At 62.3% G+C, this 14,641-nt stretch carries 15 protein-coding genes and 1 pseudogene; 6 read left to right on the top strand and 10 right to left on the bottom strand.

Annotated elements, in window-relative coordinates; all coding sequences use genetic code 11:
• Nucleotides 1-44: 44 nt before the first annotated feature.
• Both BHD07_RS25190 and BHD07_RS25195 read left to right on the top strand, forming a co-directional pair.
• On the top strand, nt 45-770 hold the full coding sequence (locus BHD07_RS25190; RefSeq protein WP_018095166.1) for a DUF2270 domain-containing protein: 726 nt from the start codon (nt 45-47) through the stop codon (nt 768-770).
• Between the two features lie 118 nt (nt 771-888).
• Nucleotides 889-1,593 (top strand): SDR family oxidoreductase, encoded by a 705-nt coding sequence (locus tag BHD07_RS25195; RefSeq protein ID WP_018095165.1) that lies wholly within the window; start codon nt 889-891, stop codon nt 1,591-1,593.
• A gap of 28 nt (nt 1,594-1,621) precedes the next feature.
• On the opposite strand, the gene BHD07_RS25200 is transcribed toward BHD07_RS25195, so the two are convergent.
• The 4 genes from BHD07_RS25200 to BHD07_RS25215 form a co-directional block, all read right to left on the bottom strand.
• The gene (locus tag BHD07_RS25200) at nt 1,622-1,888 is read right to left on the bottom strand and encodes an usg protein (RefSeq protein WP_026168618.1); all 267 of its coding nucleotides are present in this window, start codon (nt 1,886-1,888) and stop codon (nt 1,622-1,624) included.
• 177 nt (nt 1,889-2,065) lie between these two features.
• Nucleotides 2,066-2,896: an ABC transporter permease gene (locus BHD07_RS25205; RefSeq protein ID WP_018095163.1), complete on the bottom strand. Its 831-nt coding sequence runs from the start codon at nt 2,894-2,896 to the stop codon at nt 2,066-2,068.
• The gene (locus BHD07_RS25210; RefSeq protein WP_100673080.1) at nt 2,893-3,696 is read right to left on the bottom strand and encodes an ABC transporter permease; all 804 of its coding nucleotides are present in this window, start codon (nt 3,694-3,696) and stop codon (nt 2,893-2,895) included. The genes BHD07_RS25205 and BHD07_RS25210 overlap by 4 nt, the downstream gene beginning before the upstream one ends.
• Before the next feature lie 195 nt (nt 3,697-3,891).
• On the bottom strand, nt 3,892-4,674 hold the full coding sequence (locus BHD07_RS25215; RefSeq protein WP_275597814.1) for an ABC transporter substrate-binding protein: 783 nt from the start codon (nt 4,672-4,674) through the stop codon (nt 3,892-3,894).
• A 406-nt stretch (nt 4,675-5,080) separates the two neighbouring features.
• Between BHD07_RS25215 and BHD07_RS25220 the strand changes: the two genes are divergently transcribed.
• Nucleotides 5,081-7,333: an OmpA family protein gene (locus BHD07_RS25220; protein ID WP_338283602.1), complete on the top strand. Its 2,253-nt coding sequence runs from the start codon at nt 5,081-5,083 to the stop codon at nt 7,331-7,333.
• Between the two features lie 106 nt (nt 7,334-7,439).
• Here the strand turns inward: BHD07_RS25220 and mobB are convergent, their stop codons facing one another.
• The 4 genes and pseudogenes from mobB to moaA all read right to left on the bottom strand — a co-directional run bounded on the left by mobB (nt 7,440) and on the right by moaA (nt 10,308).
• On the bottom strand, nt 7,440-7,964 hold the full coding sequence (mobB, locus tag BHD07_RS25225) for a molybdopterin-guanine dinucleotide biosynthesis protein B (protein WP_100673083.1): 525 nt from the start codon (nt 7,962-7,964) through the stop codon (nt 7,440-7,442).
• Nucleotides 7,961-8,041 (bottom strand): annotated as a pseudogene (locus BHD07_RS25230) (molybdenum cofactor guanylyltransferase MobA); the annotation flags it as partial. The pseudogene BHD07_RS25230 and the gene mobB, both read right to left, overlap by 4 nt.
• Before the next feature lie 48 nt (nt 8,042-8,089).
• The gene (locus BHD07_RS25235) at nt 8,090-8,998 is read right to left on the bottom strand and encodes a DMT family transporter (protein ID WP_338283603.1); all 909 of its coding nucleotides are present in this window, start codon (nt 8,996-8,998) and stop codon (nt 8,090-8,092) included.
• 260 nt (nt 8,999-9,258) lie between these two features.
• Entirely contained in the window at nt 9,259-10,308 is a 1,050-nt protein-coding gene (gene moaA / locus BHD07_RS25240; RefSeq protein ID WP_100673085.1) for a GTP 3',8-cyclase MoaA, read from the bottom strand.
• Between the two features lie 158 nt (nt 10,309-10,466).
• Here moaA and BHD07_RS25245 point away from each other — a divergent pair, with 158 nt between their 5' ends.
• Nucleotides 10,467-10,841, top strand: coding sequence for a gamma-butyrobetaine hydroxylase-like domain-containing protein (locus BHD07_RS25245; protein ID WP_100673234.1), 375 nt, complete (start codon nt 10,467-10,469; stop codon nt 10,839-10,841).
• A 41-nt stretch (nt 10,842-10,882) separates the two neighbouring features.
• Here the strand turns inward: BHD07_RS25245 and BHD07_RS25250 are convergent, their stop codons facing one another.
• Complete coding sequence (locus BHD07_RS25250; RefSeq protein WP_338283604.1) at nt 10,883-11,374, bottom strand: MarR family winged helix-turn-helix transcriptional regulator; 492 nt, start codon at nt 11,372-11,374, stop codon at nt 10,883-10,885.
• A 44-nt stretch (nt 11,375-11,418) separates the two neighbouring features.
• On the opposite strand from BHD07_RS25250, the gene BHD07_RS25255 reads away from it, so the two are divergent.
• Nucleotides 11,419-12,336 carry an alpha/beta fold hydrolase gene (locus BHD07_RS25255; RefSeq protein ID WP_338283605.1) on the top strand — a complete coding sequence of 306 codons (918 nt, stop codon included), beginning with the start codon at nt 11,419-11,421 and terminating at the stop codon, nt 12,334-12,336.
• Nucleotides 12,337-12,431: 95 nt separating this feature from the next.
• Nucleotides 12,432-13,040, top strand: a complete 609-nt coding sequence (locus BHD07_RS25260) for a pyridoxamine 5'-phosphate oxidase family protein (RefSeq protein ID WP_100673088.1) — start codon at nt 12,432-12,434, stop codon at nt 13,038-13,040.
• Nucleotides 13,041-13,086: 46 nt separating this feature from the next.
• Here BHD07_RS25260 and fumC read toward each other — a convergent pair whose 3' ends face one another.
• Complete coding sequence (gene fumC, locus BHD07_RS25265) at nt 13,087-14,478, bottom strand: class II fumarate hydratase (RefSeq protein ID WP_338283633.1); 1,392 nt, start codon at nt 14,476-14,478, stop codon at nt 13,087-13,089.
• Between the last annotated feature and the right edge of the window lie 163 nt (nt 14,479-14,641).

The following is a 14,641-nucleotide window of genomic DNA, read 5'->3' on the forward strand; positions in this document are numbered from 1 at the left end:
GGAGTCATCATTCCTAAAAGAATGAAAAATCAGGAGGAATGCCGATGTCTGCCGAATTGAGCCCGTTGACATTGGAAACGGAGATGCCGGAGCGGCAAACGCCGCCTCTGCCGCAGACACCGCAGGAGACGATCAACGCGATCATCCACTATTATCGCGGCGAAATTGGGCGGATGGCCGGTTGGCGGGACCGCATAGACCGAACATCGAACTGGGCGATCACCGTGGTCGCAGCGATGCTTTCGGTCTCGCTCTCGACGCCGTCGTCCCATCACGGTGTTCTTCTCTTTGCCATGCTGCTCATCAGCCTGTTGCTGCTGATCGAAGCGCGGCGTTACCGTTTCTTCGACGTCTATCGCGCCCGCGTGCGCCAGATGGAACGCGGCTACTTCGCGCAGATCTTGTGTCCTGAAGGCACGCCGAGCTTCAAATGGTCGGTGTCGATCGCCAAGAGCCTGCGCCAGCCGGCTTTCCTGATGGGCTACAGGGAGGCCCTCTGCCGGCGGTTACAGCGCAATTATTGCTGGATGTACCTGATCCTGCTCCTGGCATGGGCGCTGAAGATTTCCTCCCCGAAGATTTCGAGCACGGGAGAGCCTTTCGGCCATGTCCGTTCCTGGGCCGATGTTGCCGAGAACGCCGCTCTTGGTCCCGTGCCTGGCCTTGCCGTGGCGATCGGCGTCGCGCTCTTCTATGCGGTCGTGCTCTACGGCTCGCTCCACAGGGCGACAGGCGCCGGCGAATTGGCTCATGGCGAGGTCCATGTCTGAGACCTGCGTGCACCGCTGCGCCGTATTGCTGATCCCGCCTTCAGAAATTCTCAGTTGATGCGGGCGCGCAGGCCTGCTTCAACTGCGCTTCTCTCGGTCATGCCAAAAGGAGCACAAGATGAGCGAACAGAAGGTGGCGATCGTCACGGCCGGCGGTTCCGGCATGGGGGCCGAGGCGGCAAGGAGGATGGCGGCAGAGGGTTACAGGGTTGCCGTCCTCTCTTCGTCCGGCAAGGGCGAGGCCCTCGCCAAGGAACTCGGAGGAATCGGCGTTACCGGATCGAACCAGTCGAACGACGATCTGAAGCGGCTCGTCGACGCAGCCTATGATGCTTGGGGGCGCGTGGATGCGCTGATCAATTCGGCCGGGCATGGCCCGCGGGCTCCGGTGCTCGAACTCACCGACGAGGAATGGCACCGGGGTATGGATGTCTATTTTCTCAACGTCGTGCGGCCAACCAGGCTGGTGACGCCGATCATGGTGGAGCAGAAATCCGGCAGCATCGTCAATATTTCCACCTACGCCGCCTTCGAACCCGACCCCTTGTTTCCGACGTCGGGGGTCTTCCGTTCCGGGCTTGCGGCTTTCACCAAACTGTTCGCCGATCGGTATGCCGCCGACAATGTCCGCATGAACAATGTTCTGCCCGGCTTTATTGACAGTCTGCCCGAAACGGAGGAACGGCGTCAGCGGATTCCGATGGGACGTTACGGCGCATCGGAGGAGGTGGCCGAGTTGATCGCCCTGCTCGCAAGCGATCGCGGAGGCTATATCACCGGCCAGAACATCCGGATCGACGGCGGCATCACCCGATCCGTCTGACATATCCGACAACGACGTGCGCCGGAACCTAATGGACGATAAACTCTCCCTGGAGAGCCCGCCATTCGGAGGCCGAAATCAGCTTTCGGTGCACATAGCGTACCGAATGCAGCGGGCCGTCCAGCTTCTCCTGCCAGAATTTGAGGAAGCTGTGCATTTCCGGAAAGTCCGGCGCGATGTCGTAGTGTTGCCAGATGTATGTCTGCAGGAAAGCCGGGTGGTCGGGCATCCGATAAAGTATCTGAGCCGTCGTCAGCCCGTAACCCTTGAGCTGCAGTTCCATGTCGTTCGTCATGCGGACCTCACTTTTCACAAAGGTTGGTCTCTATGATGGAGCGCTTAATTGCTTAATCAAGCGTTAATGTAGGTGAGTGAAGCGAGAAATCACCTACAAAAACAAGCGCTTGGCAGCAGATGACGGCGAGTGCTGCCAAGCCGGCCACCTGAGTCCGGCTTGCGGCCCGAGGCGCGTTCAGCGCTTCAGATGGCGGGTCAGGCGGGCTTCGAGCCAGCCCCAGATGTTGCGCAGCAACTCCACCATCAGCAGATAGAGGATCGCGGCCCATATATACATCTGGTAGTCGAAGGTCCGGGAAAAGGCGCGCCGAGTCTCACCCATGAGGTCGAAGACCGTGACGATCGCCACGATTGCCGAGCCCTTGATCATCAGGATGATTTCGTTGCCGTAGGGGCGCAGCGCAACGATCATCGCCTGGGGCAGAATGACCTTGAAGAAGGCTACGCGCTCCGGCAGGCCGAGCGCGGCCGCCCCCTCGCGCTGGCCGCGCGGCACGCTTTCGATGGCGCCGCGCAGGATTTCCGCCTGATAGGCGGCGGTGTTCAGCGTGAAGGTGAACAGCGCACAGTTCCAGGCATCCCGGAAGAACCACCACAGTCCCGCGGATTCGAGCTGCGGACGGAAGCTGCCGAGCCCGTAATAGATGAGGAAGAGCTGGGTGATGAGCGGCGTCCCGCGGAAGAAGTAGACATAGGCGTAGGCAAGCCAGCCCCATAATCTGTTCTTCGACATGCGCCCGAGCGCCACCGGCAGCGAAACGACGGCGCCCATGAGGATGGAGGAGGTGACGAGTGTCAGTGTCACCCCAAGACCGGAAAGGAAGCTCGGCCCATAGCGAGAGAATTTCTCCGGGTCCCAGCCGTTGACGACCGTCAGGAAAATCCCGACACCGAGCGCCAGCCAGATGCCGAGCGCCACGCTGCCGAAAAAGCGCGAGAAGGTGTAGGGCTTCGGCGGCGCCGGCGGGGGCGCCTGCGGCGGGATCATGGTTTCGGCAATGCTCATCGGCGTGCCTCCGCGCGCTTGGTCGAGCGCTCGAGCGCCGAGAATACGACCGAGGAGATCATTGCCAGGACGAGGAACAGAACGCAGGCGATGCCGAAGAATTCGAAAGCGTGCTTGGTCACCCGGGCCGCGACGCCGGTTTGGCGCAGGATATCCGGCAGCCCGATGACCGAGACGAGGGCGGTGTCCTTGAGCAGCGCCATCCAGAGATTGCCGAGGCCGGGCAGCGCGATGCGGATGAGCTGAGGCAGAATGATGAGGCGCATCGTCTTGCCCCGGTGCAGGCCGAGCGCGTCACCGGCCTCGTACTGACCGTGGGGAATCGCCTTGAAGGCAGAAAGCAGCACTTCGGAACAATAGGCCGAAAAGACCACGCCCAGAGCGATCATCCCCGCAACGAAGGCGCTGATCTCGACGGCGCCCGTATAACCGATCGTCGCCAGGAACTGCTGGGCGAGGATCTGCAGGCCGTAATACACGATGAAGAGCGTAAGGAGCTCCGGCAGGCCTCGGAAAATTGTCGTATAGATGTTGCCGGCCAGCCGCAGGGATCTTTCCTCGGATTGCTTGGCGAGCGCAATGAAGAAGCCGATGATCAATCCCACTGGAAGGGTCGCGATCGCCAGGCTGGCGGTGACGAGGAATCCATAGGCGATTTCATCGCCCCAGCCTGCGTCTCCGCACGCGAGAAGGGTATCCGATCCGAACCACCGAAATACCCCGAGAGGACCGCATAGCGGATCGATGATCGCGCCGATCCAGGAGAGACCGGAGGAAAGGGCGGCAAACAGTCCGCTCATGCCAATAGTTCCCGTTGCGTATTCTGGCGTCTACCGCGTTTTTGTTCTTCAGCCGCGCCGCGCGCTAGACGCTTATTTTCGTGATTCCTTGTCAAACAAAAACGGCGGAAGGGCAAGCCCGTCCGCCGTTGCATTTTCTTCATCAACCGAGATTATCCCGGCATAAAGCCTCAAGATGTGCAGGAATCGCCGAGATTAGCTGCCGTAGACGTCGAAGGGGAAGTACTTTTCGTTGATTTCCTTGTACTTGCCGTTCGCGCGGATGGCGTCGATCGCCTTGTTGAACTTCTCGCGCAGAGCGTTGTCGCCCTTGCGGAGCGCGATACCCGCGCCTTCGCCATTGATGACCGGATCGATCGGCAGGGTGCCAAGCAGCTTGCAGCAGGCGCCATCGTCCGTCTTGAGCCATTCCGAAAGCACGACGACGTCGTCGATTGCCGCGTCGATGCGACCGTTGGCGAGGTCGAGCTTGTATTCATCCGCGGTCGGGTAAAGCTTCAGTTCCGACTCTTTCATATGCGCTTCCGCATAGTTGGAGTGCGTGGTCGAACTTTGTGCGCCAAGCATTTTGCCGGAGAGGGCTGCTGCCGTCGCCTCGGTGATCGGCGAATCTTTCGGCACCGCGATGGCCGGAGGCGTGTTGTAGTACTTGTTGGTGAAGTCGACCTTTTCCTTGCGTTCCTCGGTGATCGACATGGACGCGATGAACGCGTCGAATTTCTTGGCGATCAGCGCCGGAATGGCGCCGTCCCATTCCTGGGTCACGAAGGTGCAATCGGCTTTCATCTCTTCGCAAAGCGCCTTGGCGATGTCGATGTCGAAGCCGGTCAGCGTGCCGTCGGACTCGAGATTGTTGAAGGGCGGGTAGGCGCCTTCGGTACCGATGACGATCTTTTCGCCGTCAGCCATGGCAGCGCCGGCCATAAGCACGAAAACGGCAGCCGATACCGTGGCTGCCAGACGTCTGGAAATACGCATGATGTCCTCTCTGTTGGCTCGGCATCCGGTTCTTCTTGTTTCGCGGATGCCAATTGGCGCCGGAGCTTCAAGCCGCCGGTTGCGGCGATATTCGTACGGATTTCCTGCAAAAATCAACTGGAAAGCTTTGCTTCCCACTACTTGACGCGAATCATGTCCTTCGATTGTCGCATAAGTTGCGCTAGAAGATGAACGGGCCGTTCAGGACCGGTTAATGTCGCCTTCGATAGGCCTTGCAGCGGAACCGATCCGCAGTTGCGGCGTTGCGGCTACGGCATTTCGGCCGAGGCAAAAAAGGCCGGGACCGCGGATCATGGCCCTGTGACGAGGGCGCCATGGTGGGCGAGGCGATTGGAGTCGCGTCTGCACACCAGCGTCAGGACCTCCGAACAAGAGGAAGAAAAAAATGTCGATACGATCCAGACTTTTCGCAACAGTGGCCTTGCCCGTTCTTTCGGCGTCCCTGATGATCCAGCCGGCCTTCGCTGACAGCCTGACTGCTCCGTTCGAAGTCGCTCAGGAAGGAGAGGGCCAACAGTCGCCCGAGGATCTGCTGTTGCTGAAGCGCAAGCAGCGTCAGGCCGAGGAATCGCAGGGGCAGGCGGAGGAGCAACAGCCGCAGGCCGAGGAGCAGCAAAAGCCGCGCAGGAAGCGCCAGCAGCAGGCCGAAGAACAGCCGGCAGCCGAAGAGGGCGCCCCGCAGCAGGCCGAAGAAGAGGCTCCCCGCCGCAAGAAGCGCCAGCAGCAGGCGGAAGAGCAGCCCGCAGCCGAAGAGAGCGCTCCGCAGCAGGCCGAAGAAGAGGCTCCGCGGCGCAAGAAGCGCCAGCAGCAGGCCGAAGAGCAGCCCGCGGCTGAAGAGAGCGCTCCGCAGCAGGCCGAAGAAGAGGCTCCCCGGCGCAAGAAGCGCCAGCAGCAGGCGGAAGAACAGCCCGCAGCCGAAGAGAGCGCTCCGCAGCAGGCCGAAGAAGAGGCTCCCCGGCGCAAGAAACGCCAGCAGCAGGCCGAAGAGCAGAAGCCTGCGGCCGAGGAGAGTGCTCCCCAGCAGGCCGAAGAAGAGGCCCCCAAGCGCAAGAAGCGTCAGCAGCAGGCGGAAGAGCAGCAGCCCGCAGCCGAGGAGGGCGCGCCGCAGCAGGCCGAGGAACAGGAGCCTACGCGTAAGAGACGCCAGCAACAGGCCGAGGAGCAGCGGCAGACGGAAGAACAGAAGGCCGCCGAGCAGCCGAGCGCCGAACCTGAGAGCGGCACGACCGCCAAGCAGCCCGCGACGGAGACGCCCGCCGAGCAGACGGGCGAGGGCGAGCAACAGTCGATTCCCGGCGCCGAACAACCCGCAACCGCTGAACAGCAGGGTGAGCAGCCCGCCGGCCAGCCGGCTCCCGAAGTCGTCGATGAGCGCTCGACGGAAGAAAAGCAGAAAATCGCGGAGGACCCCGCAGCCTCCGACGAGACCGTCGTCTTGCCTGTCGAGAAAGGCGCGGCTGTCCTCGACAGCGACAAGGATGCCGACATTTCCGGCGGCAACCGGGCGCGAGAAACCCGGCGGAAGCAGCGCGAGGAATTGCGTGCGACTCAAGAGAGCGTAGAACCGCCTGCAGACGATGCAGCGGCACAGGCTGCGATCCCGGCCGAAGCCAGGGAAGAAATTCCTCAGAAGATCGAGGCTGCGCTCAGCGAAGAGGGCGAGCGGGTTGAGGAGGCGCCGACCTTTGCGGTGCCGCAGACGACCAACATCATCAACAACACCGTCATCAACAACACAACGGTCAACAACACGACCGTCAACAACACCACCGAGAACAACGTCACGGAGGTGAGGGTCGTCGAAGAAAACGAGGACCGTGTCATCCTCGGGGTCGGCGATCGCATCTTCGTGCGCGGTGACGACCGGCCGCGCCTGCGCAGGAATTCGGAAGAGAGCTATTATGAAAATCTCTCGCGAGGTCGCGTCCGTGAAACGATCATCCGCCCGGGCGGCTATCGGATCGTCACCATCTACAACGAGTACGGAGACATCCTGACGCGCACGCGCGTCGATCGTGACGGCGAGGAATACGTCATGATGTACGCGCCGGAATACGAAGAAGACCGGCCCGCAATCATAGACGTGGGCTACGACCTGCCACCGATGCGTCTCACGATACCGGTGGACGAATATATCGTCGATGTCGCCGAGGATCCGAACCGGGATTACTACGAGTTCCTGTCCGAACCCCCGGTCGAGTCGGTCGAACGCGTTTACACCATCGATGAGGTGCGTCACTCCGCCCGCCTGCGCGACAAAGTTCGCCGAATCGACCTCGACACCATCACCTTCGCGACGGGAAGCGCCGAGGTATCGATGTCGCAGGCGAAAACCATGCGCAACGTCGCGGAGGCAATGAACAAGATCCTGGAGAAGGATCCGGGTGAAACCTTCTTTATCGAGGGTCACACGGATGCCGTTGGCGCGGACCAGTCCAATCTCGTCCTTTCCGACGAGCGTGCCGAATCCGTCGCAGTGCTCCTGACCGAGGTCTATGGCATCCCGGCCGAAAACCTCGTCACCCAGGGCTATGGCGAGCGGTTCCTCAAAATCCGCACGGACGGGCCGGAGCAGGAGAATCGCCGCGTCACCATTCGCCGCGTCACGCCGTTGGTGCGTCCTGTAGCGCAGCGGTAGGTCAACGAGGCGTGCGAACTGACATCGGGGCCGGGAAACCGGCCCCGATTATTTGTCGGTTCTGCAAGCTGCCTGTGCGCTTGGATTGATGCCGTCCGCTCGACCGTCAGTCACGCAGTCCGATGACCTTCTCGATGAAATCGGCGATCGCCTGCGTGTCGTCTAGGTCGAATACGGGGAGGCCGGCGTCCGCGACCGGATGATCGGCAGCGATGGCCAGGATATGCGGATCGTTCGGTGCGAGCGGTTCGCGATTGGCCGATTCCTCGCGGCGCGCCTCGATTTTCGGGACAGGCTCGCGCTTGTAGCCTTCGATCAGTACCAGGTCGCAAGGGGCAAGCCGGGACAAGATCTCTTCGAATGTGGGCTCCGGCGCCCCACGCAATTCATGCATAATAGCGAAGCGCGTCGACGAAACGATCGTTACCTCGTGCGCGCCGGCCTCGCGGTGGCGGTAGCTGTCCGCGCCGACCTTGTCGATGTCGAAGTCGTGATGCGCGTGCTTGATCGTGGAGACCATATAGCCGCGCCGGGTCATTTCGCTGACAAGGCGGACCATCAGTCCGGTCTTCCCGGAATTCTTCCAGCCGGCGATGCCGAAAATCTTCGGTGGGCGCAAGGGGTCGTTCATGGTTCGCGATCCTCGATATAGGGCAACCAGGCCTCAGCCCGCTGAAGCTCTTCGGGGGTGTTGATGTTGACTGCCGGAGGGAAGGTGGCATGGGAGGGGCCGCCTGTCATCGAGAACGTCCTCAGCTATTCCAGGGGTCCGCCGAGTGCGCGCTGCGCGACCGCCTGCCGGCCGCGCTTGCTCTCGCGGTAGAACGTATAAAGGCCGGAACCGATGATAATGGCGACGCCCGCCAGCATCCAGCGGTCCGGCGTCTCTGCGAAGAAGACGACCCCGAGGGTGACCGACCAGAGAAGACTCATATAGCGAAATGGCGCGATCACGGAGATCTCGCCCTCGCGCATCGCGAGTACGATCGTCTGGTAACCGAGCATCAGAAGCACACTGGCGCCGGCGATATGGCTGAGCGACGTGGTAGACATCGGTTGCCAGCCGCCGAGCGGGACGATGAGGGCCGCACCGACCAGTGTCGTCACGAGAGAGGTCGTCACCGTGATGTACAGCGACGGCACGTCGGTGCCGATGCGGCGGGTGCAGAGGTCGCGGGTCGTAGTGAAAAAGACGCAGGCGACGACGGTCAGGGCCGCCGCGGTGAAGCCCTCGGGACCAGGACGCAACACGACGAGGACGCCGGCGAAGCCGACGACGATCGCCGCCCACCGCCGCCAGCCGACGGGCTCGCCGAGGAACAGCGCGGCGCCGAGCGTGACCGCCAGCGGAAGTGCCTGCATGATCGCCGAAGCGTTGGCGAGCGGGATCTGGCCGAGCGCGGAGATATAGGTCACCGATGCAAGCGCCTCCATGGCGATGCGCAGCAGGATGGCCGGCCTGAAGATCGTCCGAACCGGCCGGAAGGCGCCGAACCGGTATGCGACTACGACCACCATCAGCGTCGTCAGCAACCCGCGGATGAACATGATCTGGCCGGTATTCATGGCGCCGGTGACCGATTTTACCAGCGCATCGTTGCAGGCGAACCCGATCATCGCGAGGCACATGAAGACGATGCCGCGGAAATTGGCTGACGAGCGCATTCTCATTCCTGATAGTGTGGCCGAACGGCGCGAGGCTTCCCGGCGTGGCGAATCCCTACTGCATGTTCCTTAAATCCTATCCGATTAAAGGACAAAAACATCCGGAAGATCAAAGATCTGAGCGCTTCAAAACCGATGCGGTAGGAGATGTCGCGCATCGCCCGCAGCACTCGTGCCGAGCAAGGCGTTGCCGCTTGTCCCTTCGCCCCGCTTGCGGGGAGAAGGTGCCGGCAGGCGGATGAGGGGCAGAACTGTCGCCGTTATCCCCCGGTGACGCTCATGTGCCGGGCGACGGCGGGGCGGTTGTGTTCGCGGTCGATGATGAAGTCGTGGCCCTTCGGCTTGCGGCCGATCGCCTCGTCGATGACCTGCCCGAGATAGGCGTCGTCGTCGGTGGCGCGCAGTGCGGCGCGCAGATCGGCGGCGTCGTTCTGGCCGAGGCACATATAGAGCGTGCCGGTGCAGGTCAGCCGGACGCGATTGCAGCTTTCGCAAAAATTGTGCGTGAGCGGCGTGATCAGGCCGAGGCGCCCGCCGGTCTCCGCGACCTCGACATAGCGGGCCGGGCCGCCGGTGCGGTAGGGAATGTCATTGAGCGTGAAGTCGGCCTCGAGCCGCCTGCGCATCTCCGAGAGCGGCAGGTAATGGTCGGTCCTGTCCTCGTCCACTTCGCCCATCGGCATGGTCTCGATCAGCGTCAGATCCATGCCGCGGCCATGCGCCCAGCGCATCAGATCCGGTATCTCGGCATCGTTGAAGTCCTTGAGGGCAACGGCGTTGATCTTCACCTTCAATCCGGCTGCCAACGCCGCGTCGATGCCTTCGTGCACCCTTGCCAATTCGCCCCAGCGGGTGATCTGGCGGAACTTGTCGGGATCGAGCGTGTCGAGCGAGACATTGATCCTCCGCACGCCGCAATCGACGAGTTCGGCGGCGAATTTCGAAAGCTGCGAGCCGTTGGTGGTGAGTGTCAGTTCGTCCAGCCGTCCCGCTTCGATCTCCTTGCCGAGTTCGCGAATGAGGAACATGATGTTCTTGCGCACCAGCGGCTCCCCGCCGGTGAGCCTCAGCTTGCGTACGCCCTTGGCGATGAAGGCGGAACAGAGCCGCTGGAGTTCCTCCAGCGTCAACAGGTCCTTCTTCGGCAGGAACGTCATGTGCTCCGCCATGCAATAGGTGCAGCGGAAGTCGCAGCGGTCGGTGACAGAGACGCGCAGATAGGTGACCGCGCGGCCAAATGGATCGACCATCGGGGCAGTCGTGGTGTCGAGCGGTCTGGCGTGGGTCTGGTCTATAGCGGCCGTGTTCAAGTCTTTTCTCCCTGCGCTTTCAATGTCGTGGTCAAAAAGGGTCGCGTCAAGGCGCATCCTGTCGCAAACTGTTTCAAATATCTGGAAAGCCTTCTGGGGGCGATTTCCGGCCGTTCAATTCTGCTTTACTGAACGGGGACGAACACGGAGCAATGACGATGAGCGAATTCTGGCCGACCGAACTGCGGATATCCAGGGACCGCCACCGCCTGTCCGTCACCTTCGACGACGGCGTGGCCTTCGACCTATCCGCGGAACTCCTGCGGGTCCTCTCGCCCTCGGCAGAGGTGCAAGGGCACGGGCCGGGCCAGCGGGTGACGGTTCCGGGCAAGCGCAACGTCCAGATCATCACGGTCCAGCCGACGGGAAATTACGCGGTGCGAATCGGTTTCGACGATTCTCATGACACCGGCATCTATACCTGGACCTACCTGCGGGAGCTCGGCGAGAAAGGCGAAGAGCTGTTCAAGGCCTATGAGCAGGAGCTCGCCGACAAGGGTATGTCGCGCGACAAGGCCGAAAAGCCGCGCTGACGTCTCGCAGCCTTTGGTGACCGCCGACCGGGCAGCCTCGGTCAGCTTCCCGCCGCCAATTCATCTTCCTTGAGCAGGGTGGCGATGATCCGCTCCATCGACTCGGCGACCTTGACGCAGTCCTCGATCGGCTCCCCGCCGTGCGAACTCTCGATGAGCGCCGTCTGAATTTCCATTGCTTCCTCGGTCAAGGTCCTTCCGGCTGAGGTCAGCGACAGACGCAATACGCGTTTGTCTCTTGCGTCGCCTCGCCTTTCGATGAGGCCGCGCTTTTCGAGCTGCGGCAGCAGCATGCTCATGTTCGAGCGGCCGACGAGCAGCTTGCGTGCAAGCTCCTGCTGGGTGATGCCGTCGAAGCGGTAGAGATTGACCAGGATGTCCAGGTGCGGCGGCTTCACATCCAGATGGCTCAGCCGCCGCGTCAATGTCTGCTGCATCAGCTGACAGGCGCGGGCAACGGCGATCCAACTTCGAAAACGAGGATGATCCCAGGGAAAGTGGTGGCTTTCGATCTGTGCTTGCTTTTTGTTCATCGTTGTACAATTATGTTCATGGTTGAACATTAGAAAGCTCCACTATGCCATCCTTTGCGATCAAGGTCATCCGTCTATCGCTGAAGGCCGTTTCCGCGTTTTCGGCCGACAAGGCAGGCAAGTCCGCATTCTGGATCTTCTGCCGCACTCCGAGCCGGAAGCCAAAAAGCGGCAAGGAGGCGGCGCTGCTCAAAGCGGCAGTGCCGATCATGCAACGGTCGCGGAAGGTCACGTTGTCCTTTGCGGGCGGCTGGGCTGCCGCTCGCCATTTCGAATGTCGCAACGGCGGTCGCGGGCCGCGGGTACTGGTCGCGCACGGCTGGGGATCTCGCAGCGACTATCTGGCAACGCTGATCGATGGCCTGCTCTCCTCGGGCGCGGAGGTGGTGGCGCTCGACTTGCCGGGTCATGGAGCGTCGCCCGGGCGGACACTGACCATGCCGCAAGCGGTGAGGGCGATCGATGCGGCGTGGCGCCATTTCGACGGGTTCGATGTCGGTATAGGCCATTCCTTCGGCGGCGCGAGCCTCGCCTGCGCGGCCGGGGCAGTGCTCTGCGACGTCCCCGCGCGCATTCCGGGGAAACTGGTCCTGATCGGTGCGCCAAGCGAAATGACTTGGCTCTTCAGGGGCTTCGGCCGGATGTTGGGGCTCGCGCCGAAGGCGCAGGCAGCTTTCGAGGGCATGGTGGAGCGGCTCTCCGGGCGTCGCATCGAGGGTTTCGATGCCACCCGCATCCTGGCGGCACTCCGCAAGCCGGTTCTGGTCATCCATGCCGAGGACGACAAGGAGGTCCCCGCCGATCACGCGCGCCGCTACGGCGCTGTCGGACCAAATGTGGAATTGCACTGGGCGAACGGTCTCGGGCATCGCCGCATCGTTTCCGCCGCTCCGGTCATCGAGAAGATCAACGAATTTCTCTGGGAGCGCAGGAAAGAGGCTCCCATGTCAAAAATCGCCTGATGGCGTCATCAGGTCGTCATGCTATTCCTCGAAACGGGCGCGCAGAGATCGCGATTTCGGCGTGACAGCCGCAGCACCGTTGGAGGAGGGATGAGATGACGATTATCGGAACGGTCGAGGAGTTGCAGGCGCTCTATGGCGGAGCGAGCGAGGCATCGATCGTCAAGGTAACGGCTGCACTGACGGCCGAGTACCGGGAAATGATCGAAGCGTCGCCCTTCGCAGCGCTCGCCACCGTCGGTCCTGAGGGACTCGACTGTTCGCCGCGGGGCGACGATCGATGCGTCGTCCGCGTCGCGGACGACAAGACCGTGCTGATGCCCGACTGGCGCGGTAACAACCGGGTGGACTCGCTTGCAAATATCGTGCGCGATCCGAGAGTGGCGCTGCTCTTCCTCGTGCCCGGATCGAATACGACCATCCGCATCAACGGCACCGCCGTCGTCAGCGTCGACCCGGCTTTGACCGGTTCCTTCGAGATCGATGGGAAGCACCCGCGCAGCGTCGTCGTGGTCACGATCGGCGAGGTCTATTTCCAATGCGCCCGGGCTCTGATCCGTTCACAGCTCTGGAATGCGGAGCGCTTCGCCGATGCGGCCTCGCTGCCGACGCCGGGCGCGCTGCTGAAGGCTGCCAAGGCCGATTTCGACAAGGAAAGCTATGACCGGGAGTGGCCCGGCCGCGCCGCGAAGACCATGTGGTAGGCGGCCGCGGCGGCTACATGTCGAGCCGCGGCCGCCTGAAGTCCGATCAGGCCGGGCCGATCATGGTCTCGGGGCGGACGACGGCGTCGAACTCCTCGTCGGTGACGTAGCCGCCGCCTACGGCCTCTTCGCGAAGCGTGGTGCCGTTCTTGTGTGCGGTCTTGGCGATCTTGGCCGCGTTGTCGTAGCCGATCTTCGGCGCAAGCGCAGTCACCAGCATGAGCGAACGGTCGAGCGCCGCCTTGATGTTTTCCTCCCGCGCTTCGATCCCGACGACGCAATTATCGGTGAAGGAGATAGCCGCATCGGCGAGCAGCTGCACCGACTGCAGGAAGTTGTAGGCCATCAGCGGATTGTAGACGTTGAGCTCGAAATGGCCCTGGCTGCCGGCAAAGGTCAGCGCCGCATGATTGCCGAAGACCTGGACGCAGACCTGGGTGAGCGCTTCGCACTGAGTCGGATTGACCTTGCCCGGCATGATGGACGAGCCCGGCTCGTTTTCCGGCAGCGAAAGCTCGCCGAGGCCGGAGCGGGGGCCGGAGCCGAGAAAGCGGATGTCGTTGGCGATCTTGAAGAGCGCGGCGGCGGTGGCGTTGATTGCGCCGTGGCTGAAGACCATCGAGTCGTGTGCGGCCAGTGCTTCGAACTTGTTCGGCGCGGAAGTGAAGCCGATGCCGGTGATGCCGGCGATTTCCTCGGCGACCTTCTCGGCAAATCCGACGGGCGCGTTGAGCCCGGTGCCGACGGCGGTCCCGCCCTGGGCGAGCTCGCAAAGGCCGGGGAGCGTCATCTCGATCCGTTTGATTGAGGAGGCGACCTGCGCAGAATAGCCGGAAAACTCCTGTCCCAGAGTCAGGGGCGTTGCGTCCTGCGTGTGGGTGCGTCCGATCTTGATGATGTGATCGAAAGCCTTCACCTTCTCTTCGAGCGCCTTGTGCAAGTGCTTGAGCGCCGGCAGCAGATCGTGGATCACGCGCTCCGCGCAGGCGATGTGCATGGCGGTGGGATAGGTGTCGTTCGACGACTGGCTCATATTGACGTGATCGTTCGGATGAACCGGCTTCTTCGAGCCCATGACGCCGCCGAGCAGCTCGATCGCACGGTTGGAAACGACCTCGTTCGCATTCATGTTCGACTGGGTTCCGGAGCCCGTCTGCCACACGACGAGAGGGAAGTGCTCGTCAAGCTTGCCGTCGATCACCTCCTGCGCGGCCCTGACGATCGCGTCGCCGATCGTCGGGTCGAGGCGGCCGAGCGCCATGTTGGCGCGGGCAGCCGCCTGTTTGACGATGCCGAGTGCACGCACGATTGCCAGAGGCTGCTTTTCCCAGCCGATTTTGAAATTGCCCAGCGATCGCTGGGCCTGTGCGCCCCAATAGCGGTCGCTCGCCACTTCGATGGGGCCGAACGTATCTGTTTCCGTGCGGGTCGATGTCATCGCGATACCTGCTTTCGTCATGCGGTTCATGAAGCCGAGGCGGGGAACCGGGTCCAAAGCCGATCTTCCTCCCCGCTGCCGGGCATTTCTCTGCCTCGGCCATGACGCCTTGTAAAGGGGCCGCGGGGGCTTGGAACGCCTACAATCGTTTGAATTGCCGCCG

Source organism: Sinorhizobium sp. KGO-5 (assembly GCF_036245905.1).
In the GTDB taxonomy this organism is placed as follows: Bacteria; Pseudomonadota; Alphaproteobacteria; order Rhizobiales; family Rhizobiaceae; genus Sinorhizobium; species Sinorhizobium meliloti_A.